20 protein-coding genes, 1 tRNA gene and 1 pseudogene are annotated in these 25,493 nt (G+C 56.5%); 17 read left to right on the top strand and 5 right to left on the bottom strand.

Features of this window, described 5'->3' with window-relative positions; translation table 11 throughout:
- The first annotated feature begins 137 nt into the window (after positions 1–137).
- Both PSH87_RS07590 and PSH87_RS07585 read left to right on the top strand, forming a co-directional pair.
- Entirely contained in the window at positions 138–1,079 is a 942-nt protein-coding gene (locus PSH87_RS07590; protein WP_026136751.1) for a folate-binding protein YgfZ, read from the top strand.
- Between the two features lie 36 nt (positions 1,080–1,115).
- The gene (locus PSH87_RS07585) at positions 1,116–1,937 is read left to right on the top strand and encodes an HDOD domain-containing protein (RefSeq protein ID WP_017736359.1); all 822 of its coding nucleotides are present in this window, start codon (positions 1,116–1,118) and stop codon (positions 1,935–1,937) included.
- Here the strand turns inward: PSH87_RS07585 and PSH87_RS07580 are convergent, their stop codons facing one another.
- Positions 1,938–3,323, bottom strand: a complete 1,386-nt coding sequence (locus tag PSH87_RS07580; RefSeq protein ID WP_017736360.1) for a sensor histidine kinase — start codon at positions 3,321–3,323, stop codon at positions 1,938–1,940. It abuts the gene before it with no gap.
- Entirely contained in the window at positions 3,316–3,987 is a 672-nt protein-coding gene (locus PSH87_RS07575) for a response regulator (protein WP_017736361.1), read from the bottom strand. Before PSH87_RS07575 ends, PSH87_RS07580 begins: the two co-directional genes overlap by 8 nt.
- 234 nt (positions 3,988–4,221) lie before the next feature.
- Here PSH87_RS07575 and PSH87_RS07570 point away from each other — a divergent pair, with 234 nt between their 5' ends.
- The 5 genes from PSH87_RS07570 to PSH87_RS07550 are packed head-to-tail and all read left to right on the top strand — an operon-like array spanning position 4,222 to position 9,596.
- Entirely contained in the window at positions 4,222–5,514 is a 1,293-nt protein-coding gene (locus PSH87_RS07570) for an OprD family porin (protein WP_305433022.1), read from the top strand.
- A gap of 33 nt (positions 5,515–5,547) precedes the next feature.
- Entirely contained in the window at positions 5,548–6,531 is a 984-nt protein-coding gene (locus tag PSH87_RS07565; RefSeq protein WP_017736363.1) for a tripartite tricarboxylate transporter substrate binding protein, read from the top strand.
- 60 nt (positions 6,532–6,591) lie between these two features.
- Positions 6,592–7,050, top strand: coding sequence for a tripartite tricarboxylate transporter TctB family protein (locus tag PSH87_RS07560; RefSeq protein ID WP_017736364.1), 459 nt, complete (start codon positions 6,592–6,594; stop codon positions 7,048–7,050).
- Between the two features lies 1 nt (position 7,051).
- Entirely contained in the window at positions 7,052–8,566 is a 1,515-nt protein-coding gene (locus PSH87_RS07555; RefSeq protein ID WP_065899413.1) for a tripartite tricarboxylate transporter permease, read from the top strand.
- Positions 8,559–9,596 carry an AbrB family transcriptional regulator gene (locus tag PSH87_RS07550; protein WP_305433021.1) on the top strand — a complete coding sequence of 346 codons (1,038 nt, stop codon included), beginning with the start codon at positions 8,559–8,561 and terminating at the stop codon, positions 9,594–9,596. The genes PSH87_RS07555 and PSH87_RS07550 overlap by 8 nt, the downstream gene beginning before the upstream one ends.
- Before the next feature lie 112 nt (positions 9,597–9,708).
- On the opposite strand, the gene ung is transcribed toward PSH87_RS07550, so the two are convergent.
- On the bottom strand, positions 9,709–10,401 hold the full coding sequence (gene ung, locus PSH87_RS07545; protein ID WP_017736367.1) for a uracil-DNA glycosylase: 693 nt from the start codon (positions 10,399–10,401) through the stop codon (positions 9,709–9,711).
- 136 nt (positions 10,402–10,537) lie between these two features.
- Here ung and PSH87_RS07540 point away from each other — a divergent pair, with 136 nt between their 5' ends.
- Positions 10,538–11,650: an enoyl-CoA hydratase/isomerase family protein gene (locus PSH87_RS07540; RefSeq protein WP_305433020.1), complete on the top strand. Its 1,113-nt coding sequence runs from the start codon at positions 10,538–10,540 to the stop codon at positions 11,648–11,650.
- On the opposite strand, the gene PSH87_RS07535 is transcribed toward PSH87_RS07540, so the two are convergent.
- A complete protein-coding gene (locus tag PSH87_RS07535) occupies positions 11,647–11,994 on the bottom strand; it encodes a hypothetical protein (protein ID WP_305433019.1) in 348 nt (115 codons plus the stop codon). The two genes, PSH87_RS07540 and PSH87_RS07535, sit on opposite strands and share 4 nt — an antisense overlap.
- 231 nt (positions 11,995–12,225) lie before the next feature.
- Here PSH87_RS07535 and PSH87_RS07530 point away from each other — a divergent pair, with 231 nt between their 5' ends.
- The 9 genes and pseudogenes from PSH87_RS07530 to drt4 all read left to right on the top strand — a co-directional run bounded on the left by PSH87_RS07530 (position 12,226) and on the right by drt4 (position 24,704).
- On the top strand, positions 12,226–12,438 hold the full coding sequence (locus PSH87_RS07530; protein ID WP_017736370.1) for a cysteine-rich CWC family protein: 213 nt from the start codon (positions 12,226–12,228) through the stop codon (positions 12,436–12,438).
- A pseudogene (locus tag PSH87_RS07525) lies at positions 12,438–13,132 on the top strand (16S rRNA pseudouridine(516) synthase). The gene PSH87_RS07530 and the pseudogene PSH87_RS07525 overlap by 1 nt, the downstream one beginning before the upstream one ends.
- A gap of 305 nt (positions 13,133–13,437) precedes the next feature.
- Positions 13,438–14,322 carry an alpha/beta fold hydrolase gene (locus PSH87_RS07520; RefSeq protein ID WP_257780262.1) on the top strand — a complete coding sequence of 295 codons (885 nt, stop codon included), beginning with the start codon at positions 13,438–13,440 and terminating at the stop codon, positions 14,320–14,322.
- Between the two features lie 263 nt (positions 14,323–14,585).
- A tRNA-Gly gene (locus PSH87_RS07515) sits at positions 14,586–14,659 on the top strand.
- A 684-nt stretch (positions 14,660–15,343) separates the two neighbouring features.
- On the top strand, positions 15,344–16,723 hold the full coding sequence (locus tag PSH87_RS07510) for a site-specific integrase (protein WP_305433018.1): 1,380 nt from the start codon (positions 15,344–15,346) through the stop codon (positions 16,721–16,723).
- Positions 16,720–20,073 carry a hypothetical protein gene (locus tag PSH87_RS07505; RefSeq protein WP_305433017.1) on the top strand — a complete coding sequence of 1,118 codons (3,354 nt, stop codon included), beginning with the start codon at positions 16,720–16,722 and terminating at the stop codon, positions 20,071–20,073. The genes PSH87_RS07510 and PSH87_RS07505 overlap by 4 nt, the downstream gene beginning before the upstream one ends.
- Before the next feature lie 543 nt (positions 20,074–20,616).
- Entirely contained in the window at positions 20,617–21,021 is a 405-nt protein-coding gene (locus PSH87_RS07500; RefSeq protein WP_305433016.1) for a hypothetical protein, read from the top strand.
- A gap of 3 nt (positions 21,022–21,024) precedes the next feature.
- Positions 21,025–22,866 carry a hypothetical protein gene (locus PSH87_RS07495; RefSeq protein WP_305433015.1) on the top strand — a complete coding sequence of 614 codons (1,842 nt, stop codon included), beginning with the start codon at positions 21,025–21,027 and terminating at the stop codon, positions 22,864–22,866.
- Positions 22,867–23,054: 188 nt separating this feature from the next.
- Complete coding sequence (gene drt4 / locus PSH87_RS07490; RefSeq protein ID WP_305433014.1) at positions 23,055–24,704, top strand: antiviral reverse transcriptase Drt4; 1,650 nt, start codon at positions 23,055–23,057, stop codon at positions 24,702–24,704.
- Between the two features lie 182 nt (positions 24,705–24,886).
- Here the strand turns inward: drt4 and PSH87_RS07485 are convergent, their stop codons facing one another.
- A complete protein-coding gene (locus PSH87_RS07485; RefSeq protein ID WP_177061510.1) occupies positions 24,887–25,372 on the bottom strand; it encodes a GIY-YIG nuclease family protein in 486 nt (161 codons plus the stop codon).
- Positions 25,373–25,493: the final 121 nt, after the last annotated feature.

The raw sequence follows: 25,493 nt of genomic DNA, 5'->3' as shown, positions 1-25,493 counted from the left end.
GCGCTCCTCAAATAGGCGGCAAGTATACAGGCCCGGCCGCACCGGAACAGTCGGCTTTGGTCGCCCCATACGGAAACTATCCATTTGCCGGGCGCCCCTCTATGATGCACCCATGACTTTTTGACCTGCGATGACCCATGGCTGACTCCGCTTTCTTCTGCCCCCTGTCCCACGAAGGCGTTCTCGCCGTCCGCGGCGCCGACGCTGCCAAGTTCCTGCAAGGGCAACTGACCTGCAACCTCAATTACCTGAGCGACACCCAGGCCAGCCTCGGCGCGCGCTGCACGCAAAAAGGGCGCATGCAGTCGAGCTTCCGCATCCTGCTGCAAGGTGACGGCGTGTTACTGGCCATGGCCAGCGAGCTGCTGGAACCGCAACTGGCCGACCTGAAGAAATACGCGGTGTTCTCCAAATCCAAACTCACCGACGAAAGCGCCGCCTGGGTGCGTTTCGGCCTGATGGATGCGGATCAAGCGCTGGCCGGCCTGGGCCTTGAACTGCCCGCCGACACCGACAGCGTTGCCCGCACTGAACACCTGATCGCCATTCGGGTTTCCCCCGGCCGCGCCGAACTCTGGGTGCCCGTCGAACAGGCCGAGGCCGTACGCAGCCAATTGACTGCACAGCTTAAAGAAGCAGGTCTGAACGAATGGCTGCTGGGCCAGATCCGCGCCGGCATCGGCCAGGTCATGGCGCAAACCCGCGAGCTGTTCATCCCGCAAATGCTCAACCTGCAGGCCGTCGGCGGCGTCAGCTTCAAGAAAGGCTGCTACACCGGCCAGGAAATCGTCGCGCGCATGCAGTACCTGGGCAAGCTCAAGCGTCGCCTGTACCGCTTGCGCCTCGATGGCGCTGAAATGCCCGAGCCAGGCACCCCGCTGTTTTCCCCCAGCCATAACAGCTCGATCGGCGAAGTGGTGATTGCAGCAAAAGCTGACCAGGCGGTTGAACTTTTGGCCGTGTTGCAAGCCGAAGCAGCCGACAGTGGCGATGTGCACCTCGGCACCCTGGAAGGCCCCGGTCTGCACCTGCTTGACCTGCCTTACACACTCGACCGTGATCGAGAGATCCAGCGTTAGTCGCCGTACCTTTTTGCAACACCCTAGAGATCATGAATGAACAAGCTGGCGGAAAAAGTCCAACAGGCTTTGATTACGGCCATCGACAACGATGACCTGGTTCTGCCGACATTACCGGAAGTGGCGCTGAAGATTCGTCAGGCCGCTGAAGACCCGGACATCAGCATCAGCCACTTGAGCAAAGTGATCGGGCGCGACACCGCGCTGTCGGCACGCCTGATCAAAGTGGTCAACAGCCCGTTGTTGCGCGCGACCCAGGAAGTCACCGACCTGCACACCGCCATCACCCGGCTGGGCACCAACTACAGCAGCAACCTGGCCATCGGCCTGGTGATGGAACAGATCTTCCACGCCCGTTCCGAAGCGGTCGAACAGAAGATGCGCGATGTCTGGCGCCGTAGCCTGGAAGTGGCGGGCGTCAGCTATGCGTTGTGCCGCAGCCACAGCCAGCTCAAGCCGGACCAGGCTGCCCTGGGCGGCCTGGTGCATCAGATTGGCGTGCTGCCGATCCTGACCTATGCCGAAGACCACTACGAACTGCTGTCGGACCCGGTGGCACTCAACCATGTGATCGACAGCATCCACCCGCTGCTCGGCGACAAACTGCTACGCGGCTGGGATTTCCCGGAGATGCTCGCCAACCTGCCGGGGCAGTACCTGGATATGGAGCGCGACTCCCCTACCCTCGACTACATCGACCTGGTGCAAATCGCCGTGCTGTATTGCTATCGCGGAACCGACCACCCCTTGGCGAATGTCTCGGCCGCCACCCTGCCGGCCCTCAAGAAGCTGCGGGTCGACCCCTACAGCGAAGCCCTGCGCGCCGAGCTGGATGAAGCACGCTCGATGTTCTACTGATCAACCGGCGATAAAGCTCACCCGCACCTTCAGCCCCGCCCGTTCGCCATCGTGCAGGCTGATCTGCGCCAGGTGCGCGCGGCAGATCTCGCCGACAATCGCCAGCCCCAGGCCCGACCCCAGGCCCTGCTGGCTGCGCCGGTAGAAGCGCTCGAACACCCGGTCCCGCTCATCCAGCGGGATGCCCGGTCCATCATCTTCCACTTCCAGCACCGCCGGCGCTGTCACCCGCAAGATCACGTTGCCGCCCGGTGGCGTGTGCGCCAGGGCATTGTCCACCAGGTTGCTCAACAGCTCGTTCAACAACGTCGGTTCGCCGCGCAGCCACACCGGCTCGTCGGCTTCCAACGCCAACGCCACGCCACGCGCATGGGCCAAGGGCGCCATGGCCATGCCCAATTCCCGGGCCAACTGGCTGAGGTCGAGCAACTGCGCGCCGCCCTCGGCAATCGCCCGCGCGCCGTTTTCGATGCGCGCCAGGGACAGCAGTTGATTGGCCAGGTGGGTCAGGCGGTCGGTGCCCTGGGCGGCGCTTTCCAGGGTGCTGCGCCAGGTCGGCGGGTCTTCGGCACGCAGGCCCAGTTCGAGACGGGCCTTCAGCGCGGCCAACGGCGTGCGCAGTTCGTGGGCGGCGTCGGCAATAAACTGCGCCTGGCGCTCGAACTGCCCGCGCAGGCGTTCAGTGAAGTGATTGAGGGAACGCACCAGCGGGCCAAACTCATGCTGCACTTCCACCAGCGGCAACGGCCGCAGGTCGTCGGGCTGGCGCTCTTCCACGGCGGTGCGCAAGCGCTCCAGCGGGCGCAACGCCGCGCTCACGGCGAACCACACCAGCAGCAAGGCGCCCACCGCGAGCATGCCCAGGCGCAGCAAGGTGTCGGCCATCAGGCTGCGGGCCATGCTGACGCGCGCTTCATCGGTTTCGGCCACGCGGATTTCCGCCATGCCGTTCATGTTCGGTTCGGAGACGGCCTTGAGCAGGCTGACCACGCGCACCGGCTGGCCCTGATACACCGCGTCGTAAAAGCGCGCCAACGCTGGATAATCATCGGTGCGCGGCGTACCGGGCGGCGGGCCGGGGAGGTTTTCGTAACCGGAGATCAGCTTCTGATCAATGTCATTGACCTGGTAGTAAATGCGCCCGGCGCTGTCGTAGGCGAAGGTATCCAGCGCCACATACGGCACGTTGGCGCTGAGGGTGCCGTCGACCTGGGTCAACCCGGCGGCGATGGTCCGCGCCGAGGCGAGCAAGGTGCGGTCGTAGGCGGTGTCGGCCGCCTCGCGCCCGTTCCAGTAGGCACTCATGCCGCTGGCGAGCATCAGCAACACCAGCAACAGCGCCAGGTTCCACAACAGGCGCCAGCGCAGACTGCTGGGTTTATGCATCGCGCGCTTCCAGCAGATAACCGAGGCCACGGAAGGTCACGATGGCGATCGGTTGGCCATCGAGTTTCTTGCGCAGGCGGTGCACGTAGATTTCGATCGCATCGGGGCTGGCTTCTTCATCCAGGCCGAAGACCTGGGACGCCAGTTGCTCTTTGCTCATGACCCGCCCCGGCCGCGCAATCAGCGCTTCCAGCACGGCTTGCTCGCGGGACGTCAACGTCATCAGCTCGCCGCCCACGGTGAAACGGCGAGTGTCGAGGTCGTAGACCAGCACCCCGCACGTCTGCTGGCGCTCGCCGCCCAACACGCTGCGCCGCAGCAGGGCCTTGACCCGGGCTTCCAGTTCAGTCAGTTCAAAAGGCTTGGCCAGGTAATCGTCCGCACCGAGGTTCAGCCCGTGCACACGGTCTTTCACGTCGCTGCGCGCGGTCAGCATCAGCACCGGCAGATTTTTCCCACGCGCCCGCAAGCGCGCCAGCACCTCGAAACCGTCCATGCGCGGCAAGCCCACATCCAGGATCGCCGCAGCGTACTCCTCGCTGCTCAGGGCCAGGTCCGCGGCCACCCCATCGTGCAACACATCGACGGTCAAACCCGTGCTCTTGAGCGCCTGGGCGACACTTTCGGCGAGTTGCAGGTGGTCTTCAACCAACAGGACACGCATGGATTTGTACCTCGTTCAGGGGTGGGCGACGCCACGCTGTGGCGGGCAGTTTACAGGCGCAACCTGCCCTGTGAAGCCCGAAAACATTGAAAGGCCATTGAAAGGTTAGTGAAAGCTTCGCCCTTTAGCATCCCGTCACGGTGGTCTCTGCCCACCGCGCTGCCTGAGCCGCAGCACCCGAAAAACGCCTCGAAGCGTTTTCGTCAAATAAGAACAATAACGGAGTACACCACGATGCTGTCGACACAGCCCCAGGCTCTCACGCCTGTGCGTTTTTCCCGCCTGACCCAGACCGCCCTCGCCAGTGCCGCTGCCCTTGCCGGCTTTTCGCCGCTTAGCCAGGCTGCCTTCTTCGAAGACAGTAGCGGTACCCTGGAAACCCGCAACATGTACTTCAACCGCGACTTTCGCGACGGCACCAGCGCGCAGCAATCCAAGCGCGACGAATGGGCCCAGGGCTTCATGCTCAACCTGCAATCGGGCTACACCGACGGCACCGTCGGCTTTGGCGTGGATGCGCTGGGCATGCTCGGGGTCAAGCTCGACTCCAGCCCCGACCGCACCGGCACCGGCCTGCTGCCCACTCACGATGATGGCCGCGCCGCCAATGAGTACTCCAAGCTGGGCCTGACCGGCAAAGTGAAGATCTCCGCCACCGAGCTGAAGATCGGCTCACTGGCCCCCGAACTGCCGATCCTCAAGCCCAACGACGGGCGCATCCTGCCGCAGACCTTCAACGGCGGCCTGATCACCTCCAAGGAATTCAAGAACCTGGTGTTCACCGGTGGCCGCCTGGACAAAGCCAAGGACCGCGACGACACCAATTACGAAGACATCGCCCTCAACAACAAGAACAGCCGCTTCGTCAGCGGCGCCACCGGCAAGCACTTCAACTTCGGTGGCGTGGACTACAAGTTCGCCGACAAGATCACCGGCAGCTACCACTTCGCCCAGCTCGACGACGTGTACCGCCAGCACTTCCTCGGCCTCGTCGCCGCCCGCCCGATGGGCCCCGGCACCTTCGCCACCGACCTGCGCCTGGCCATCAGCGATGACACCGGCTCAGCCCGTGGCGGCAAGATCGACAACACATCCCTAAACGGCCTGTTCAGCTATGCCCTCAATGGCCATAAGCTCAGCGCCGGCTACCAGCACATGTCCGGCGACAATGCGTTTCCGTATGTGGATGGCAGCGACCCGTACCTGGTCAACTTCGTGCAGATCAACGACTTTGCCGGCGCCAAAGAACGCTCCTGGCAGGCGCGCTACGACTTCGATTTCGTCAAACTGGGCATCCCCGGCCTGAGTTTCATGAGCCGTTACATTTCGGGTGACAACATCCAGCTCAAAAACGGCGACACCGGCAAAGAGTGGGAGCGCAACAGCGAGATCAAGTACGTGGTGCAAAGCGGCACGTTCAAGGACGTGGCCGTGCGCCTGCGCAATGCCACCTACCGCTCCAACTACTCAGCCCGTGATGCAGATGAAATGCGCGTGCTGGTCAGCTACAGCGTCGCACTCTGGTAGTAGCAACTCATAACAACAATGAAGGAGAACACCATGACCCTTTCACTGCGTAAATTGGCCCTCGCCGCCGGCTGCGTACTGTTCGCCGGCCAACTGCTGGCCGCCGAAGAACCCAAGCGCCCGGAATGCATCGCCCCGGCCTCCCCCGGCGGCGGGTTTGACCTGACCTGCAAACTGGCGCAAAGCGCGCTGGTCAACGAGAAGCTGCTGAGCAAGCCGATGCGCGTGACCTACATGCCCGGCGGCGTCGGCGCGGTGGCCTACAACGCCGTGGTCGCCCAGCGCCCGGCGGATGCCGGCACCCTGGTGGCGTGGTCCAGCGGTTCGCTGCTGAACCTGGCCCAAGGCAAGTTCGGCCGCTTCGATGAGAGCGCCGTACGTTGGCTGGCAGCGGTCGGCACCAGCTACGGTGCCATCGCAGTGAAAAACGATTCGCCCTACAAGACCCTCGACGATCTCGTCAAAGCCCTGAAGAAAGATCCGGGCAGCGTCGTGATCGGTTCCGGCGGCACAGTCGGCAGCCAGGACTGGATGCAAACCGCACTGATCGCCAAGGCCGCCGGGATCAACCCGCGTGAGCTGCGCTACGTGGCCCTTGAAGGCGGCGGCGAAATCGCCACGGCCCTGCTCGGCGGCCACATCCAGGTGGGCAGTACCGACATCTCCGACTCCATGCCCCACATCCTCAGCGGTGACATGCGCCTGCTGGCGGTGTTCTCCGAAGAGCGCCTGGACGAGCCGGAAATGAAGAATATTCCGACCGCCAAAGAGCAAGGCTACGACATCGTCTGGCCCGTAGTACGTGGCTTCTACCTCGGGCCAAAAGTCAGCGATGCCGACTACGCCTGGTGGAAAGACGCGTTCGACAAACTGCTGGCTTCCGACGAGTTCGCCAAGCTGCGTGACCAGCGCGAGCTGTTCCCGTTCGCCATGACCGGCCCGGAGCTGGACACCTACGTGAAGAAACAAGTGGCTGACTACAAAGTGCTGGCCAAAGAGTTTGGCCTGATCCAGTAATCGCCCCTCTGTCTCAAGGCCATGCCTGTTGACTCAACGGGCGTGGCCCAGGAGTTTCACATGCTCTTACAACGCATTTTCGCCTCTGTGATGTTGCTGGTCTGTGCCGGTCTTGCGCTGATGGCGTGGCCGTACCAGGCCGCGTTTTCCTACGAGCCGGTCGGGCCGCGTGCCTACCCGTTGCTGATGCTCGGGCTGATGAGCCTGGGCCTGATCTACATGATCATCCGCCCACAGCCGACCAAACACACCGAAGAAGAACCGGCGCTGGACCGCGAAACCCTGATCAAGATCGCCATCTGCGTCGGCCTGTTGATCGTGTTCGCCGGCACCTTCGAGCCCCTGGGTTTCATCCTCAGCAGCATGCTGATCGGCATCCCCATGGCGCGCCTGTATGGCGGCCGCTGGTTGCCGAGCGTGGTGATCGTCAGCCTCATGGCCATCGGCCTGTACCTGCTGTTCGACAAAGCCATGGATGTACCGCTGCCCCTGGGCCTGCTCGACGTTCTGGAGAACTGATATGGATACTTTCGGCTATTTGGGCCAGGGCTTCGGCGTTGCACTGTCCCCGTACAACCTGGTGACCGCGTTGTGCGGCACCCTGATCGGCACCGTGGTCGGCCTGTTGCCGGGCCTGGGCCCGATCAACGGCGTGGCGTTGTTGATCCCCATCGCGTTTGCCCTGGGCTTGCCGCCGGAATCGGCGCTGATCCTGCTGGCGGCCGTGTACCTGGGCTGCGAATACGGCGGCCGGATCAGCTCGATCCTGCTCAACATCCCGGGCGAAGCCTCCACCGTGATGACCACCCTCGACGGTTACCCGATGGCCCGCAAAGGCCTGGCCGGTGTGGCGCTGTCGTTGTCGGCATGGAGTTCGTTCATCGGCGCGTTTATCGCCACCTGCGGCATGGTGCTGTTTGCGCCGTTGCTGGCCAAATGGGCAATTGCCTTCGGCCCGGCGGAATATTTCGTACTGATGGTGTTCGCGATTGTCTGTCTGGGCGGCATGGCCGGTGACAAGCCGTTGAAGACCTTTGTCGCGGCGCTGATCGGCCTGTTCCTCTCGGCGGTGGGCATCGACGCCAACAGCGGCGTGTACCGCTTTACCGGCGACAACATCCACCTCACCGACGGCATCCAGTTTGTCGTACTGGTGCTGGGTCTGTTCTCCATCAGCGAGATCCTGTTGCTCCTGGAAAAAACCCACCGTGGCCAGGAAGCGGTGAAAGCCACCGGACGGATGATGTTCAACCTGAAGGAAGCGTCCGCAGTCTTCGTGGTGAATATCCGTTGCGGCCTGCTCGGTTTCATCATGGGCGTATTGCCCGGCGCTGGCGCAACACTGGCCTCGGCCGTTGCCTACATGACCGAGAAACGCCTGGCCGGTGCCAGCGGTAAGTTCGGTCAGGGCGACATGCGCGGCCTCGCCGCCCCGGAAACCGCGATTGGTGCTTCTGCCTGCGGCGCCCTGGTGCCAATGCTGACCCTCGGCGTACCCGGTTCGGGCACCACGGCGGTGATGATCGGCGCGCTGTCGCTGTACAACATCACCCCCGGCCCGCTGCTGTTCCAACAGCAACCCGACATCGTCTGGGGCCTGATCGCGTCGTTGTTTATCGCCAACATCATGCTGGTGATCCTCAACATCCCGATGATCCGCATCTTCACGCGCATCCTTGCCGTGCCGAACTGGGCGCTGGTGCCGGTGATCGCCATCATCACCGCGATTGGTGTGTACGCCGTTCACGCCACCACCTTCGACCTGTTCCTGATGGTCGGCATCGGCATCTTCGGCTACATCCTGCGCAAGCTCGACTTCCCGCTGTCGCCGGTGCTGCTGGGCTTTATCCTCGGCGGCCTGATGGAGCAGAACCTGCGCCGGGCGCTGTCGATTTCCAACGGTGCGCTGGACATCCTCTGGTCGAGCCCGATCACCTTTGGTGTGTGGGTGCTGACCGCGCTGATGCTGGCCTTCCCGCTGGTGCGTATCTACCGCAAACGTGCCCTGCAGCGTCGTGCCGTGGCCGATGTCTGAGGTCACCTTTAAACATTGGTGGGGAACACCGCTGGTCGGCCTGGCCGGCGGTTACCTGGCCAGCCTTGTCGGCTGGCCTTTGCCGTACATGGTCGGCTCGTTGCTGGCGATTATCCTCGTGCGTTGCCTCACGCCGTGGCAGTTGGCGGAGATTCCCGGCGGGCGCAAATGCGGCCAATGGGTGGTCGGGATCGGCATCGGCCTGCACTTTACGCCGGTGGTGATCGAGCAAGTGATGAGCCACTTCGGGCTGATCTTCTTTGGCGCGCTGGTCACCAGTCTTTCCAGTGTCGTCGGCGTGTGGCTGATGCGGCGCAGCGGTGAAGACCGCGCCACCGCGTTTTTCTCCAGCATGCCGGGCGGTTCCGGCGAGATGGTCAACCTCGGCGCACGCAATGGCGCGGTGCTCAGCCGTGTCGCGGCGGGGCAGAGTCTGCGGGTGTTGGTGGTGGTGCTGTGTGTGCCGGCGATCTTCAAGTATGTGCTTGAGGGCGGCGCGCCGCAGTTTCATCCGGCGCCGGTGAGTTGGCCTTGGCTGTTGGCGTTGTTTCCGATGGGGGCGTTGGTGGCCTGGGGCTGGCAGCGCTTGCGTCAGCCGAATCCGTGGTTGTTCGGGCCGTTGCTGGTGAGTGCGACCGCCAGTGTTGTGTGGGATCTGCATATCGGTTTGCCCGACGGCGGCAGCCAGATTGGCCAATGGTTGATCGGCAGCGGTTTGGGTTGCCACTTCAACCGACAGTTCTTTCGCCGAGCGCCGTCGTTCATGGGCCGCACCTTGATCGGTACGGCGCTGACCATGGCGTTGGCGACGTTGGCGGCAGTCGGCCTGAGTGCCCTGACCCACCTGGACTTGCGCTCGCTGACATTGGGCATGATGCCCGGCGGGATTGCCGAGATGAGCCTGACGGCCGAGACCCTGCAATTGTCGGTGCCGTTGGTGACGGCGATGCAGGTGATGCGGTTGTTGTTTGTGTTGTTTTTGGCGGAGCCACTATTCCGACACTGGAACCGCCAGCCGGAAAAAACTTAACGCTTCAGCGCTCCCCAACTGTGGGAGCTGGCTTGCCTGCGATAGCGCAATGCCTGTGACAAAGATGCCAGCTGGCCCACCGCGATCGCGGGCAAGCCCGCTCCCACAATGTTTAGAGTGGCGGCAACCGCCACTCAATTGCCGTCTCGCCATTCTGCTCAAGAAACTTGTTGGTACGGCTGAAATGCCCGCACCCCAAAAACCCGCGATACGCCGACAACGGCGACGGGTGCACTGAGGTCAGCACCAGATGCTTGGTGGCATCGATCAGCTTCTGCTTGCCCTGGGCATGGGCGCCCCACAGCAAGAACACCAGATGCGGCTGGTGCTCACTGACCACCTCGATAATCCGATCCGTAAAGAACTGCCAGCCCTTGCCCGCATGCGCATTGGCGTTGGCGCGTTCCACGGTCATGGTGGTGTTCAACATCAGCACGCCCTGGTCGGCCCAGCTTTGCAGGCAGCCGTGGTTGGGGATGTCGATGTTCAGGTCGCGCTTGAGCTCTTTGTAGATATTGAGCAGCGACGGCGGCGTCGGTATGCCCGGTTGCACCGAGAAGCACAAACCATGGGCCTGGCCGGGGCCGTGGTACGGGTCTTGGCCAAGGATCACCACCTTGACCTTGTCCAGCGGCGTGGAGTTGAGCGCGTTGAAGATCAGCGGGCCGGGTGGATAAATCTCTTTGCCGGCCGCATGTTCCTCACGCAGGAACTCGCGCAACTGGGCCATGTAGGGCTGTTCGAACTCATCGCGCAGGGCGTGCTTCCAGGTGGGTTCGAGTTTGATACGGTCGCCTTCGGTCATGTTGGAATGGTCTTGTCAAAAAGAATGAGGCGAACCCTAGGAAAGCCGACCCCGCTTGTCAATTGATCTGACACACCACCGGCACTTTCCTACGAAGCGATCATACTGATCCTCTACCTTCCCGAATGAGGTCACGATGAACCTGCACTTCGAAGAGCTGACCGGCAGCGACGGTGCCCGCATCGGTATCGCCAGCCTGGACGCGGAAAAATCCCTCAACGCCCTCTCCCTGCCGATGATCCTGGCCCTGGGCGAGCGCCTGGACAGTTGGGCGAAAGACCCGAATATCGTTTGCGTGCTGCTGCGCGGCAATGGGCCCAAAGCCTTTTGCGCCGGCGGCGAAGTGCGCAGCCTCGCGATGGAATGCCGTGAACAGCCCGGCGTTGTTCCGGCGTTGGCCGCACAGTTTTTTGCAGCGGAATATCGCCTCGACTATCGCCTGCATACCTATCCAAAACCGCTGATCTGCTGGGGCCATGGCTACGTACTGGGCGGCGGCATGGGCCTGTTGCAAAGTGCGACAGTGCGCATCGTCACGCCGAGCAGCCGCCTGGCCATGCCCGAGATCAGCATCGGCCTGTACCCGGATGTGGGCGCCAGTTGGTTTTTGCCGCGCCTGCCGGGCAAGCTCGGGTTGTTCCTCGGCCTGACCGGCGCGCATATTAACGGTCGCGATGCGTTGGACCTGGGCCTGGCCGACCGCTTCCTGCGCGATGACCAGCAAGACGAACTGATCGACGGCTTGCTGCAATTGAACTGGCAGGAACAAACACCGATGCAGCTCAACAGCCTGCTCAAGGCCCTGGCCCAGGAAGCGCACAGCCAGCAACCCGAAGCGCAGTGGCTGCCGCGCCGGACGCAGATCGACGAATGGCTGGATGTCGGCGATGTACGCTGCGCCTGGCGCGCCTTGAGCCAGTTGCGCGACCACAGCGACCCGCTATTCAGCCGCGCCGGCAAGACCCTGAGTGAAGGCTGCCCGTTGACCGCGCATCTGGTGTGGGAACAGATCCAGCGCGGCCGTCATTTGTCCCTCGCCCAGGTGTTCCAGATGGAATACACCATGAGCCTTAACTGCTGCCGCCACCCGGAATTTGCCGAAGGGGTACGCGCGCGGCTGATCGACAAGGACCAGCAGCCCCATTGGCATTGGCCGGATGTGCATGCGGTGCCGGAGGCGGTGGTGCAGGCGCATTTCCACAAAGCGTGGGAAGGCCGGCACCCCCTGGCGGATTTGTCTGAGCGTTAACGGTGCCCGCGATGGCCGCCGTCACCCCGTCCGCCTCGGTCGTGACCACCGCGATTGTCCCAGCCCTGGTTCGGATAAGGCCGGTAGCCAGGCCTTGAGTAGTAACGCGGCGCTGGCTGGTAATAACGCGGTGCCGCCTGGTAGTAGCGTGGCGCAGGATAGTAGCGCGGTGCGGGCGCGTAATAGCTGCGCCCGTAGTAGGAAGAACCGCCGCCGTAGTAATACGCCGGTGCCGGGGTGGTGTAGACCTCGGAGCGATAGTAAGTGCCGCCACCGTCGTAATAGGGCACACACGCGGACAAGGTCAGGGCGAGCAAGGCAGTGAGTAGCAGTCGTCGATACATGGCGGCCTCCTGGACCGCGGAAGAGCTCCTCCAGCGACGCTGGGGGGCGGCATTCAGCTTTCACTGAATGACGAAACATCTGACATCAAAAACCGAATCTGGTGCGTTTTTGACACAGCTTGAAACACGTAGATCGGACGACCGGAGCGCCGGCATTTCCCAGTCTGTTTGGCACGGTCTGCGGCGACGCTGTATCGTGCCACCCCACCGAGATCCAGCCTGAACCGAGCCATGACCACGCCAACCCTCTGCCCCGCCTGCGGCGCCCGCAACGACTGCACCCTGGCCGACCCGCGCACGGCCGACCAAGCGTGCTGGTGCTACGGCGTCACCATCGACCCGGCCGTGCTTGAGGCGTTACCCGATGCACTGCGCAACCAGGCCTGCCTGTGCCCACGCTGCGCCCAGGTGGACGCGCAATTGCGCGGCGCTGAACAGCCGTAATGCGTGTAGATCGCTTCCTCAGCAACCTGCCGCGTTTCAATCGCCAGCAAGTACGCATATTGCTGGTCGAACGGCGTGTGACAGTGGATGACGTGGCAGTCAGCGATCCTCATCACGAGGTGCGCGAATTCAGCCGTGTGTGTGTCGACGATGAAGTGTTGCAGGCCGGCAAACCGGCGCGCTATTTCATGCTGCACAAGCCGCAGGGCTGTGTGAGCGCCACGTCGGACCCACAGCACCCAACCGTCCTCGACCTGCTGGATGTGCCCGGACAAAGGTGAGCTGCACATCGCCGGCCGTCTGGATTTCAACACCACCGGCCTGATGCTGATCACCAATGACGGCCAGTGGTCGCGGCGCCTGACGCAGCCGCAAACCAAGCTGCCCAAGGTGTACCTGGTGGAAACCGAGCAAGCGATCGGCCCCGAATACGCCACGACGTTTGCCGCCGGCCTGTACTTCGCCTTTGAAGACCTCACCACCCAACCTGCCACCCTGGAACTGCTGGGGCCGACGACGGCGCGATTGGGCATTGTCGAAGGGCGCTATCACCAGGTGAAACGCATGTTCGGGCATTTCGACAACAAGGTGATCGGCTTGCATCGCGAACGAATGGGCCCCTTTGGTGTTGGATGCGGACCTTGCGCCGGGGGAGTATCGGGCGCTGACCGACGACGAGATCGGACAGGTCTGACGACCGTTCAGCCGGTGATAGCAAAAAACCAGTTGGACGCCTTGCGAGGTGGCGCCTGTGCTGCTTGAATCAAACCGTCAGCCGAAATATGACTGGCGAGTCGCCCATAACCTCCAAGAAACACTTTGCCCCGCCCGCGCTTGATCTACGGGCCTTCCAGGCAAAACCGCCCGCCATAACAACACCCGTCGACCAGCCGTCATCGGATCGACATGGGCCTCCCTTTTCCAGGCGTATGCCTACCTGTCACAAAGCTCGTGCAGAGTGATCTGCGCGCCCTACCCGCTTGCCAGGAGTCTTACGACATGAGGCCAGAAATCGCTGTGTTGGATATACAGGGTCAGTATCGGGTTTACACGGAGTTCTATCGCGCGGACGCTGCTGCAAAGACCATCATCATGGTCAATGGCTCCATGGCCACCACGGCATCCTTCGCCCAAACCGTGAAAAGCCTGCACCCGCAATTCAACGTGGTTTTGTACGACCAGCCCTACGCCGGCCGTTCCAAAATCCATAACCGCCATGAGCAAATGCTGACGAAGGACGTCGAAGGCCAGATCCTCCTGGAACTCATCGACCACTTCGCCGCCGAACACGTGCTGTCGTTCTCCTGGGGCGGCGCCGCCACCCTGGTCGCCCTTGCCCACCGCCCGCGGCGCGTGGAGAAGGCGGTGATCAGCTCGTTCTCACCGGTGATCAACACGCCCATGCGCGACTACCTTGAACGTGGCGTTGACTACCTCGGCAACCTCGACCGCGACCGCGTCGGGCATCTCGTCAACAACACCATCGGCAAACACCTGCCGTCGTTGTTCAAACGCTTCAACTACAAGCATGTGAGCAGCCTGGCCGAGCACGAATATGGGCAGATGCACTTCCATATCAGCCAAGTGCTCAACAGCGACCGCCTGTGCTACCTCAAGGCGGCCAAACAGATCGACATTCCGGTGCTGTTCTTGAACGGCGAATGGGACGAATACACCAGCGCCCAGGACGCCAAGTTGTTCGGCCAGCATGTGGCCCACAGCAGCTTCAGCACCATCCAGGCAACGGGGCACTTCCTCGACATGGAGCACAAGGCCGCGTGCCGGGACAGCCGGGAGGCTGTCGTCGGGTTTCTGAAATCGGAGCGGCCGGTCAGTCGATTGCGTTATCACCAGGGTCAGACTCAACATGCCTTTGCGATTTGAAGCAGAATGCGGTCTATGTGGGAGCTGGCTTGCCTGCGATGGCATCACCTCGGAGTATCAGGCAAACCGAGGCGATGCCATCGCAGGCAAGCCAGCTCCCACATGCACATTTTTGAAGAAAAACTTCAAATCCGGGTGAACATCTGGTACAAAGTCAGCCGCTCTGAGCGGGTATAGTTTAATGGTAGAACAGTAGCTTCCCAAGCTTCCGACGAGGGTTCTTATAGGACATGTCGTTTTGTGAGCAAAGGAACGTGCAAAACGCGGGTATAGTTTAGTGGTAAAACGAAAGCTTCCCAAGCTTTAGTTGAGGGTTCGATTCCCTCTACCCGCTCCATAAAATTGCTCTCCCCCCCAGTAAACACGGGCTCTCCGCCCCCAGCCTCTCCGATCAGCGCTCTCGCTCATCTAGACCCGCCTTCCAATCAAGCAGTTCTTTCTCCGCGTAAATCAGCGACCACCTGCGCTCACATCAGTTTGTGAACAAAGAAAACCGAGCTTCAAAGCCAAACAGTCATCAACTGTTAGACGCGCTCAGAAGGTCTAAGGCAAGCAGGAATGCATTCGGTCGCGACTCACATAGAACGTCCGCTACGACAAACTTAAACAGCCTCTGCTGACGCACCGCGAGCCCCTAAGCCGAACTCAGCTCTCGCACTGCAGCATGTGCGATGGGTGCCTGGCTGGTCGCGCGAAGGAATCGGACAAGAGACTCGAAGAATGGTGCGGACTTGTCGCCGAGCAACCTGAGAGGTCAATAGGCATCCGCCCTGAACGCAGCGGACTAGGGCAAATCACCCACCATATTCCTGAAAAACATCAATGGATGACTTTTAATTTCGAAATGGAATTACACAACGCAAAATCTAAACGTGTAAAATCCGTCACGATTTTGTACACCATTTAGAAAAGAGTGTCAATACATGATTAAAGTTTTAACCAAGAATTGTCAGTCTTCTCTATCCCTAAAGACAGATGTTCGACTGCCAGCTTGGGGCTCCCAGGCCAGAAGGAAAAGCCTGTGAAGCATGTTTATCTCATTCAGATGGATACACCTCGCCTCTTCGAGACCGCCACAGGGCGTCCGATTGACGCCTTCAACAGGTATGCGGGATACAAAACGAAAGAAGTGGGCCATGCGTTTGGTGAGTCAGTGCCCTACCAGTATTGCAGCTCGGTAGCGCATTTCTTCGACTACTGCTACGAAACAGGTGTGATGGGAGGCACACCCATGCCGCCCGAGGTTGCCCAAAAGACCATCAACCTGTACTGGGAGTTTTTGACCAAAGGGATTAACAGCACTGACTTCATCGTACGCCGAGCTGCTAAAGCCCTGGGAAAGACGCCAGTAAAATCTGGGAGTGCCCAGACATATTTGGCCGGGGTCAATGACTTCCTTCGCACGAGCCAAATGAAGCTCAATGACTTGGCATCCCCCATGCGGATCCTGACCAAGAGTGACGCATTCTCCAATGTCATGTCCCTGCCCCAAACGCAGGACAGACGGCGTACCAAAGCTGAAATGGACAACATTCACAACAATACATTGACGTTCGGAAATACCCCCAAGGATGCCCACGCTTACGCCCCAGGTGGCATTCCTGGCGGTAAGGTCAAAGGCTCTCAGGTAAGTCGGAGCTTCCCCACTGAACATGTTCTGACACTACTCAATGACATTGAAGATCCTGAAAGCCGATGCGCCGCTGTCATGATTGCCGGAGGAGGATTGCGCCACTCCGAAGTTTGGGGGATCCGAAGGTCAGACGTCGATATTGATGCGAGGACAATCAAAATTGAAGATCCCAACTACCATCGCAACCCTGCGGCGGAGAAAGCAGCGCGAAAGCTGCCATTCAAAGGCAGGACACTTGCGTCCATTGTCATGTTTGAGCCTTTCAAAAACATGTTTTTTGAAGCCCTGGCCGACTATCTTAATATCCGCCCAACAACAGACAGTGACTATCTATTCGTTTCGAACGAAAAGCATACTTACGGGGAGCCCTTGCTTTTCTTGAGGAATATGAATTCGCTCAACAGAAGTCTGAATAGAGCCTTGAGGAAGGCGCAGGTGGATCTCGGCACTATGTCTCCTGCGACTGGTGCGCCCTATACCTCTCACAGCCTGAGACATTTTTACGGGGTATGGGCAAGAAACTTTGTTTACATCCCCGGTCGTAATCAGATGGGCCTTACTTTATCCGAGATAAAGCTTTTGATGGGCCACAAGGACATCAGGTCAACGGAAAAGTACGCTCGACTCAGCGAAGAGACTGTGATCGCCGAAATCGAGTCAGCAGAACGCATGAAAGCTTTGTGGGGTAGAAATCCTAACATTGACCAGATCAGATCCGCTGTATACGCAGAGCTTGCCTATGATCTTTCGGAGCGAATTGCCGCATGATTAATACCTCCGAAAAAGTAAACTTAGCACCGAATGTAAACATCCAGAAAGAGGTGCGAGAGGCCTTAAAAAAACTTTGCAAACAAATGCGAATGGAGTTTGGCCATAAAGTTGACCAAGCCTTGGACAGCTCTAGTCGCCAGGATCGGAGCAGGTTTTCGCTTTTCATTCTTAGAAGCTTAACTGGCTTCAAAAAAATCAACAGAACTCACCTTGACCTAATGTATGACTTGGCAATACTCAAAACAGAAGACAATGCCCTCGCGAGTTCGCTTTATGAGAAGATAACTGGATGCCTACCAGCCTTCTTAGAAGACGCTATGGGATTACGGGTATCGTTTCGGGCAATGTTTTTCATCTTGTGGTCGAAAGGCCTAGCGACCTTGCCTCACACATTCCAGCTCCAAGGTGTCTGGTCGAAATTCCCTCTGCTTGAATCATTAAGCAAAGGTTTTATCTATGAGCACTCAGAGGGCTTTCCAGAGACCACCAGAGCTTCAAGAGTTTTCCAATACAGAACTAGCTGGCTAAAAGCTGAGGACGTAAGCCTTGAAGAGCTTTGGGAAGCAGCACCAAGTGTTTGCGACAATAGGGTGCACGACCCAAATGTTTTCCGATATCTGCCATGGATCCAAACATTTGCCGCCAGGCACCCTAATATCATATCTCCTGGAGACGCCTATCATTTAGAGAAGTACCACCAGTATCTACAGGCAAAATCCACTTCGTCGTCTACAGCCCACGACTTTAAGATGACAATTGAAGAGTTCAAGGACTATTTCGCAGTTCCGTTCGAGGACGCCTTGGAGATGACTCCAAAGCAGCGCGAGCGCGCCAGACGACACTACCAATCTAATTGGGCGAGAGAAAAGACTGCGCTTAAAAAACGGGTTAGGGATAACGAGATTGCCAAACAGCTCGCCAATAATTCAGAGCTAAGCATTGAACAACGCTCAATACTCGCACCCAAACCTGATCGCGACACAAAAAATTTTTCTTGGCTAAAGAACAATTTTTATCCTGGTAGCGAGCACATAAACATCGAAAACCTCTCGAGGTTTTGGCTAGCAGCGGCAAACTATTACCTTGCATATCTTGAGCGACAAAGTCACTCGACCCGCTACCGCTCCAAAAAAATACAGGCGATCAATTTTCTTTTAGATTATGTATTTTTTTATCTCCCACTGTGGTTTGAAGAGAATCCTCGTTCGATTGTTCGTTTCCCCGAACGACCATCCGAATTTGAAAGAGTGATTTTCTGGAATAACACGATATCCAAAGAGGATCTCGAAGCCAATCTTTTTGGGGTAGGAAAAAAGCTCGATGGGATCACCGTCCCTTGTACACTGAGCCAGTATTATGACGCCGCATATTCCGCCAAAACAAAGGCAGCATTCGTAGCCAATATTCACGAGTTTTTCGAAGTAATTATTGTTGACAAGGCAGTCATAAAGGCCGAAGTAGAGTTTGCCGTTGAGGCAGGATTTGATAATCCAGTTAGCTTGAAGGTTGATCGCTCTGGAAGCGGCGCACGCGGAAGTACCGACAAGGTGGTTCTTCCTCTTGACTCAACCGTAATCGCTAAAGCATACGTCCAAGCCGTTGATAAAATCGGTCTATCTCTTCAACAGCAGATCCTCACGGGCAGACTCAGAGGCAATCAACTGGATGAAGTCCGACGAGCAGAGTGGATCAACCTACATGAACTTGGTTTGAGCCACGACATCCAGATTAGCAATCCTGACGACGAAGATGACGCGCTAGTTATTTCACTCACGCGTATCATTAACGTCTACTCCTGGTATCCGGGCCTGTATGGAGCCGCTACTACCGAAGTTTATATGCCTTGGATCAGCGTTACAAGGATGCTCTCCGTTGCCCTACATGGTGGATTGCGCCTTCAAAACTGCCAGTGGCTCGATATCAATACATTTGACAACTTACTTAGCAAGCCTGAGCATCGAATACTCAACTCCTGCATTCTTTATGTAAATACAGACAAAGACGGCCAAGATCGTCCAGTCGTAATTCCTGATGACGTCATGAACGCCTTAATCGCCGAACGACATTTTCAGCGCGAGGTGTTCCAACGCCCCCTCCCTCCGACATACTATGAAAATGACCCTACAGACCCTAAAGAGTACGGAAAAATCTACTCCCTATTCCGCAGCCCTTGGAATAGTCATGGGCTTCCCTTTTCTGACTCCAATTACTCCGAAAAATGGGCGCTATTACTTTATGGTGTACAGGACGTTTACAACACTCTAGTCCCCTCAGAGCGCCACCACCAATTCGTCACGTATAACAAACATGGGCAAATTAGGTCTGTCCATACTCCACACTCACTTAGAGCTACCTGGCTCACACACGCCCGGATTTATGGCCACCTTGACATTCGAGTTGCTCAGCAGCAAGTCGCCCATAAAAACGCTCACACCACAGATTACTACACCGTCCCGAATATCTCCGAGTCGATTAAGGCGATATCAGAATCTAATAAACTGATAATGCGTAGCGCTTGGGCGCAAATGACTCCTGCCGCAAGCAACGCCTATATGACGTCCAATGCTATTAGTGTCGGCTGGAGTACAAACCGAACCAAACTATCCCAAGATCAAAACTTCATTAGCGTAAGCTCAGCAGTTATCGAGCATGAAAAGACCGGTATGCAGATTATCGCTACCGACAAAAATCCGGATGTAGGCTTTTATACGAACTGTATTTGCCTTAAAAACGGGAATTGCCCTAAAGGCCTTATCGCCTTCACTGGCCGATCACGAGTATGTGGATTGTGCCCGATTGCCGTGTTCGGCATCGATCACTTGCCGGCGATAAACTGTTTGATCAGAAAACTGACCGGTGAATCGGAAAGTCTTGTGAGCAAATTAAAAACCCTAAAGGCAAGCAAAGCCAACAGACATGAAGTCGAGGCTATCCATCACGAACTGACCGTGGCGAAGCTTGAATTGGGGAGTTACCATTTGGTGAGGCAGGCTTTAAAAGATCGTCTCGACAAAGACGCTTCTGAACCGCGATTGATTACCAGAATGCGAGATCTTAAAGACTTCCAGTCTCATGAGATTGATATGAACAATCCTGCACAACGAGTGATAGCTCAGCTGCTTGACAGTCAGGACTACCCTCAATTCGCCTCACATAACTACCCATACATGATTGAAAAAATCGCAAAGAATCCCGACTTACTTAAGATGGCCATTGCTCAAGGCCCTGACCGGGACAAGTATGTTGGGCAAGTCCTTTCGATCATGGGAACTATGAACCTGTCCGTGGCTGACATTGCTGAACGCATCGACTCTAACTCTCTCTCAATCGGTAGCCAGCTTCAATGAAACGGAAACCAAACTGCGCTGCCTACCAGGCAAACCAGCTTGCCAACACCCTCCGAAGTATCGAGAGCTGTTTAATACTCCTTAAGAAGGGGAAGCCGTTCCCCTCGATTAACCGGCTAACGCTAGAGGTTGGCAGGCAGTTGGACATTGATCCGTCTATCTTTCGAAAGCCTACAAGCGAACATCGAAAGCTACTAAACAAATATATTAAAGATTTAGTTTCAAGAGCCACAAAGGAAACCGACGAGCCTTCAGTCGATGCGCTTAAGATTCGGAATATTGAGCTCACACGAAAGGTATCCATTTTAGAAAAAGAGCTGAAAAGCCCGCACAACAAACTAGCATTGGTGGCGCCTAAAATCGTAAAGTCCGATCCACGGTTATTCGACCTAGATAGCCTTTGCATGCTTATTGATGACATCTTGAAATGCCAGAGAAATCTACAATTCAAAGACGGCGCTCTATATAACTTAGAGACATTCTCGGAGGAAGATGAGCTAGTAACACCCAACAATAATTGCAAAGTCTACCTGGAGTGGAAAAATGGACGTTAAAACGCTTATCAAAACCATATTGAAAATGCCAATTGGCAACACAAAGGCTATAAAGCTCCAGAAGGCCGTAGTTGATATTTTACGCAGCGGCCAGAGCCTGACGCTGCATCATGGCGAAGTCAATCTTTCATCCCTAGCCGAGCTGGTGGGTTGTACGCGCCAATGTTTTTATCCAGGTCGAGGACATGATGATATGCGAGCGATTGTTAGTCTTCTAAACACTCATGCTTCGGTGTTGGCAAACTGCGCGTCATCCTCCACACCGCCAAAACTTGGAAAACTCAACGTTCCGCTCCACAAGGTTTTATCAGATAATGAAAAACTCAAGAGGGAACTACTAAAAAGCCAAGCTCGCTGGAAGGATCTTTACAACCAGCGATTGATAGTGGACTAACTAATGCCGACGTATTTGATCGTTAAAGTGATACACCGCCTTGACGGTACTATAGTTGTCAAAGGTGTATTACCTTGGAATCAACGGCGCGTGGTTCTCAGGCTTGAACGCGCTCCAACGACTGCAATCCTGCCAGGCAAAACATACAGCGTGCACCGTTCTCAAGGAAGGATGGATTTTACGCCTACGTCGATCTCAGCCGCTCATTGGCACCTGCTGGTCAAGCAACACTTCTACTTGCCAGAACTGAACTTACCAAGGCGCGAGCAAGTTAGGCTACTGGCTTTGAGTACCCAGGGTATCTCAGCCGCACTATTGGCGTTGGAACAGCAGGATCACAGAGCTCTGTGCATGTACATCTCTGAGCCGTATGCAAGTCAGCTGGCCTATTATTTCCATCGTCAATCTTGCCTCGTCGATGCAGCCAGCTTCATGCTTGAATCCGGTTTTTGTCACTATCAGGCGCTTAATATATGCCACCTCCATGGCCCCGAAGGCGCTCGTGCACTATTTGATACGCCCGCCAAAGCGTTTCCATTCCTGGGTATTAGACATTTTCAGGACAACTCCTCGACCGCCTGCCAGCTCGCGAGCACTCCCAGTTACCAGCTAATCGCCAAGATGCTCACCGAAGCCAAGCGGGGGGCAACGGTTTTGAATGTCTTAGATCTCCCGGCGTCTCTCAGGTCGGCGCTACCTGATTGCCTGGACAAGCATCTGGTTGTTGGACACCATGATGATTTTCAACTCATGGGCCATCACCTGATCCAGAGTTCAATACGCTCGCAACTCCAGAAGCTAACTCATGCCTTTTTTCCTACATACTCCGACCGCGAGATCGAGTATGCCTACGTCCGGTATTCCAGTTTATATGGAGCCCTAAATCACTCTGACCACGGCCAGCTTGTTGGCGACGCGATTAATTCGCGGTTTTCCATATTTACTTACTCATGTAACGAATCGGCTGCGTCGTTCTGTGACGAGTTTTCTTCCATTCTGCAGATTCTAGGAGGCTCTGAACCGGGTATTGTTCATCAGGGTCTAGCTGGGCGGTATGGCTCCGAAGCTCATCTGGTACATTGGGAATCTATACCTGCCGAACGAGGCGAGTACCGAACCTTTATTGTCTGGGACTTTCAATGTTACAGCGCGGTTGAAGTATCCCTGCTTCTAGGCCACTTCACCCCCCGTGACCGGGTCGCCTTTCTGTGCAACCAAAAAACTGCAGTTGAAGGCAGCTTGAATAGCCGCATTGTCAATCAGCTCCAAGGCTACTTCCCCAGTCACCACATTCAGCCGCCTCTTGACGCTATCTCGAGCCCACCTTCGGATCATTCGTCTCTGGATCGAGCAGTGGCTGGACTGAAGGCTGATCCCACCCTTGTCGCCATATGCGACAGCTACCAGCTGTGTGAGGTGATCAACGAGTTAGTGCGCAAGCGTGGTGAGCCTGCGGCCTTGGAAACGCAATGGGACACCTACTCGAAGGGAGATCGACTGCTCCTTAAACAGACGCTCCCCAAACGGGTTACTTACGCCAGGTTGGTCTCGACCGATGACCGTGGCTTGCGTGTCGAGACTCAGGGGAGGCACTGGAGGATCGACACGGAGACGGTGAGGGAATCTGTATGCGCCCTTGGAGCAGCCATGACTATTGATGATGCGCTGCACGCTGGGGTAAGGCGCGCTATGGTGGTTGCCGGCATGGCCAGAATGACGGGACTTGCTCAGGCTGTCGAAGAGTACGGTGTAGACTTGGTGGGGGCTTTCGCTCATAACTTGCCAGAAGCCGGCGCTTTAGTACCGGGCGTCTCAATGCAACGCATCACGCCAACTGTTGAGTAGGATGCGGCCCAACCTTGGGAGACTACCAAAGTAGCGCTCCTAGGGCTTTTCAAAGCGACAATTCGGCAAGCTTGAGCGACTATCTTAACCCTGCGCACGGTTGTTTCTAAAAGTTCAGCAAAGCTACCAAGTCTTGGCATATCCCTCGCACCGATTGCCGAGCACGCATCGTAGGAGCAATAAATTCAGTGAAAGAATTCACCAACCTGGTATCAAATATTGCCGTATTTCACGATGAGGAAAGACATTTCCTGGAGGCCTTGACACGTTGGAATTATTTTCCAAATCAAAAAGACTCCGCAACCGAATTACCCCCATGCTTTTCAACAAGTAGATTCACTCCAGAAATTGCTGAAGAGCTAGCAGCCATTAATTTGAGCCGAGAGAGAAAAACCTACTGGTTCGATCTTGTGGAATACAAGGCCACACGATTTAACAATGTTCCACGGGTGCTCAGCCTTATACATCCCCTCGCCTACGCAAGGATATATTCAAACCTGAAGAAAAACAGACTAGAAATATTCGAATCGATGAAAGATGAAAACAGCGTCATCACTGCCGAACAGCATAATGATGGCCGCATGTTTATCATGAATTATGAAGACCATGAAACAAAAACAAAAAACACTTTGGAAATTAGTTTTGGTGCGAGTTTTCGAGCTCATGCTGACGTAGCCAATTGCTTTGGCTCGATCTACACACATTCTCTAGAATGGGCCATTCAAGGTTATGAAAAGGCCAAAGAGCGGCTACAAGAACGTGGAGGAGAAAAGCACTGGAGCTCGACCCTCGACATATCGCTGCGCAACGCAAAACGCAACGAGACTTCCGGCCTACCTGTTGGCCCTAGCTCCTCAAGCATTGCGGTGGAAATAGTTCTGGCTGCGGTTGATAGAGAGCTCGCGGGAAAGTTTCGCTTTGTACGTTACATTGATGATTATACGGCCTATTGCGAAACACATATTCAGGCTCAGGAATTCATTCGTGCCCTGAGCATCGCTCTGTCTCGATACCGTTTAACGCTAAATCTCAGCAAAACAAAAATAACCGAGCTACCGGAACCGCTTGTGGAATCCTGGGTTACCAAATTAGCTAATGCCACCCCCTGGAGAACCGATTCCAACGGAGTCTTGACCCTCTTCACTCACGAGGCCATAAACTTTCTTGACTATGCCGTACATTTAAACCGGGCAGTGCCTGATGGCAGTGTATTGAAGCTAGCTGCAGGACTAATTTGCCACAGAGCTCAGGGTGATACAGCCGCCACAGTATTTCAATACATTCTCAGCCTAAGTTGGCACTACCCAATACTCCTGCCACTTCTTGAAAAGATCGACGCCACTTCGGACTACTACGACAAAGAGGCCGTCACTGCAAAACTCAATGGAATCCTCGAAACCAATGCGTTACATCGCCGTTCGGACGGCATGTGCTGGTCGCTATATTATTTGAAGCAGCTAAGCTCACACCCAACTACTGAAAACATCGGATTGGTTATTCAGACGGGTGATGCAACAGCGATTGCCCTGCTCAGTATCTTCGAATCCGCGACAGATGCTGTAGTTGCGTATGCTCGCCAGGTGATTGAAAACTGCACCCTGTACGAACTTGATCAAAACTGGATTCTGCTTTATCAGCTTTTCCTCCATGAAAAGATAGAGAATCCCTACGTGGATGAGCCTACCTTCGAAATCCTTAAAAAGCATGACGTCCAGTTCCTCAACCCACCTAAGAAAGCTTCCAAGGCTGAAGACTACTGTTTCTATTACTCGAACCCATTTAGAGAAGAAAATGAATCACCGGTAGGGTTCCAGGATTTCCTAGATGGGAAGTATTGACCGGCGGCTTTTTTCACAACCAAGGCACGCTTGCCGTGCCCCCTCTGCTGTCAGGCTTGAGCCCGAAGAGGCCTTAACACTCAAGGCTCATGCCAATCTGAGAAGCGCCCTCCCCTGTCGCTTCTCGCCCGACGTTGCCGAGCTGTTAGAGAATTCATCCAATATGGCTAATATTCAAGCTGTCACTCCTCCTCCTGATGACTCAAAAAATCAAAGGAGGTAAGCGTGTCACAGTTAAGGCAGTGGTACATGCTCGATGCGTCTTGAACGTGCATGCCGCAAAAGCTTCCGCAGAATGGACAGCACTCGTTCCACTCCAGGTTACCCCAGTTCCAAACGCCAAGGTACTCAGGCACACCATCCCGATCATGGCCGGTGACCTCAAAGGACTCCCCGGTCGTACCGACAAACCCATCGATGCCAAAGTGTTCGAGGATCGGCAAAATGTCCGACGGATCTAGATCGAACCATTCACCATTGCCACGCAGATGAGAGAAATGCTGATGAATCTCTTTTTCTAGCCGCACGTTATCATCTGTACGAATCCACCCCAGAAGTAAAAGCTTCCTGGGGTTGCCGGTTTGAAGCCCTTTCCTACGGCGCTCGATATCCTTGGCCCGACCTATCTTCACCTTTTCATTACTATCTTCGATGAAAAAATAGATCATTTCCGCTCCTTCCTTACGCCTGCGATTCCCTGCCTTTCAGCATCGGCAAAGAGATCGTATGCCCTGGTGATTTATTAGTGCATGCAGCAGGGCCATCGTCATTATTGGTCGCATTCCATTG

This window comes from Pseudomonas sp. FP453, from assembly GCF_030687495.1.
In the GTDB taxonomy this organism is placed as follows: Bacteria; Pseudomonadota; Gammaproteobacteria; order Pseudomonadales; family Pseudomonadaceae; genus Aquipseudomonas.
This window is presented reverse-complemented; position numbering and strand designations above follow the sequence as displayed.

Coding starts and splice junctions, on each gene's coding strand:
- PSH87_RS07590 (WP_026136751.1), top strand. CDS start 138: ATGGCTGACTCCGCTTTCTTCTGCCCCCTGTCCCACGAAGGCGTTCTC.
- PSH87_RS07585 (WP_017736359.1), top strand. CDS start 1,116: ATGAACAAGCTGGCGGAAAAAGTCCAACAGGCTTTGATTACGGCCATC.
- PSH87_RS07580 (WP_017736360.1), bottom strand. CDS start 3,323: ATGCATAAACCCAGCAGTCTGCGCTGGCGCCTGTTGTGGAACCTGGCG.
- PSH87_RS07575 (WP_017736361.1), bottom strand. CDS start 3,987: ATGCGTGTCCTGTTGGTTGAAGACCACCTGCAACTCGCCGAAAGTGTC.
- PSH87_RS07570 (WP_305433022.1), top strand. CDS start 4,222: ATGCTGTCGACACAGCCCCAGGCTCTCACGCCTGTGCGTTTTTCCCGC.
- PSH87_RS07565 (WP_017736363.1), top strand. CDS start 5,548: ATGACCCTTTCACTGCGTAAATTGGCCCTCGCCGCCGGCTGCGTACTG.
- PSH87_RS07560 (WP_017736364.1), top strand. CDS start 6,592: ATGCTCTTACAACGCATTTTCGCCTCTGTGATGTTGCTGGTCTGTGCC.
- PSH87_RS07555 (WP_065899413.1), top strand. CDS start 7,052: ATGGATACTTTCGGCTATTTGGGCCAGGGCTTCGGCGTTGCACTGTCC.
- PSH87_RS07550 (WP_305433021.1), top strand. CDS start 8,559: ATGTCTGAGGTCACCTTTAAACATTGGTGGGGAACACCGCTGGTCGGC.
- ung (WP_017736367.1), bottom strand. CDS start 10,401: ATGACCGAAGGCGACCGTATCAAACTCGAACCCACCTGGAAGCACGCC.
- PSH87_RS07540 (WP_305433020.1), top strand. CDS start 10,538: ATGAACCTGCACTTCGAAGAGCTGACCGGCAGCGACGGTGCCCGCATC.
- PSH87_RS07535 (WP_305433019.1), bottom strand. CDS start 11,994: ATGTATCGACGACTGCTACTCACTGCCTTGCTCGCCCTGACCTTGTCC.
- PSH87_RS07530 (WP_017736370.1), top strand. CDS start 12,226: ATGACCACGCCAACCCTCTGCCCCGCCTGCGGCGCCCGCAACGACTGC.
- PSH87_RS07520 (WP_257780262.1), top strand. CDS start 13,438: ATGAGGCCAGAAATCGCTGTGTTGGATATACAGGGTCAGTATCGGGTT.
- PSH87_RS07505 (WP_305433017.1), top strand. CDS start 16,720: ATGATTAATACCTCCGAAAAAGTAAACTTAGCACCGAATGTAAACATC.
- PSH87_RS07500 (WP_305433016.1), top strand. CDS start 20,617: ATGGACGTTAAAACGCTTATCAAAACCATATTGAAAATGCCAATTGGC.
- PSH87_RS07495 (WP_305433015.1), top strand. CDS start 21,025: ATGCCGACGTATTTGATCGTTAAAGTGATACACCGCCTTGACGGTACT.
- PSH87_RS07485 (WP_177061510.1), bottom strand. CDS start 25,372: ATGATCTATTTTTTCATCGAAGATAGTAATGAAAAGGTGAAGATAGGT.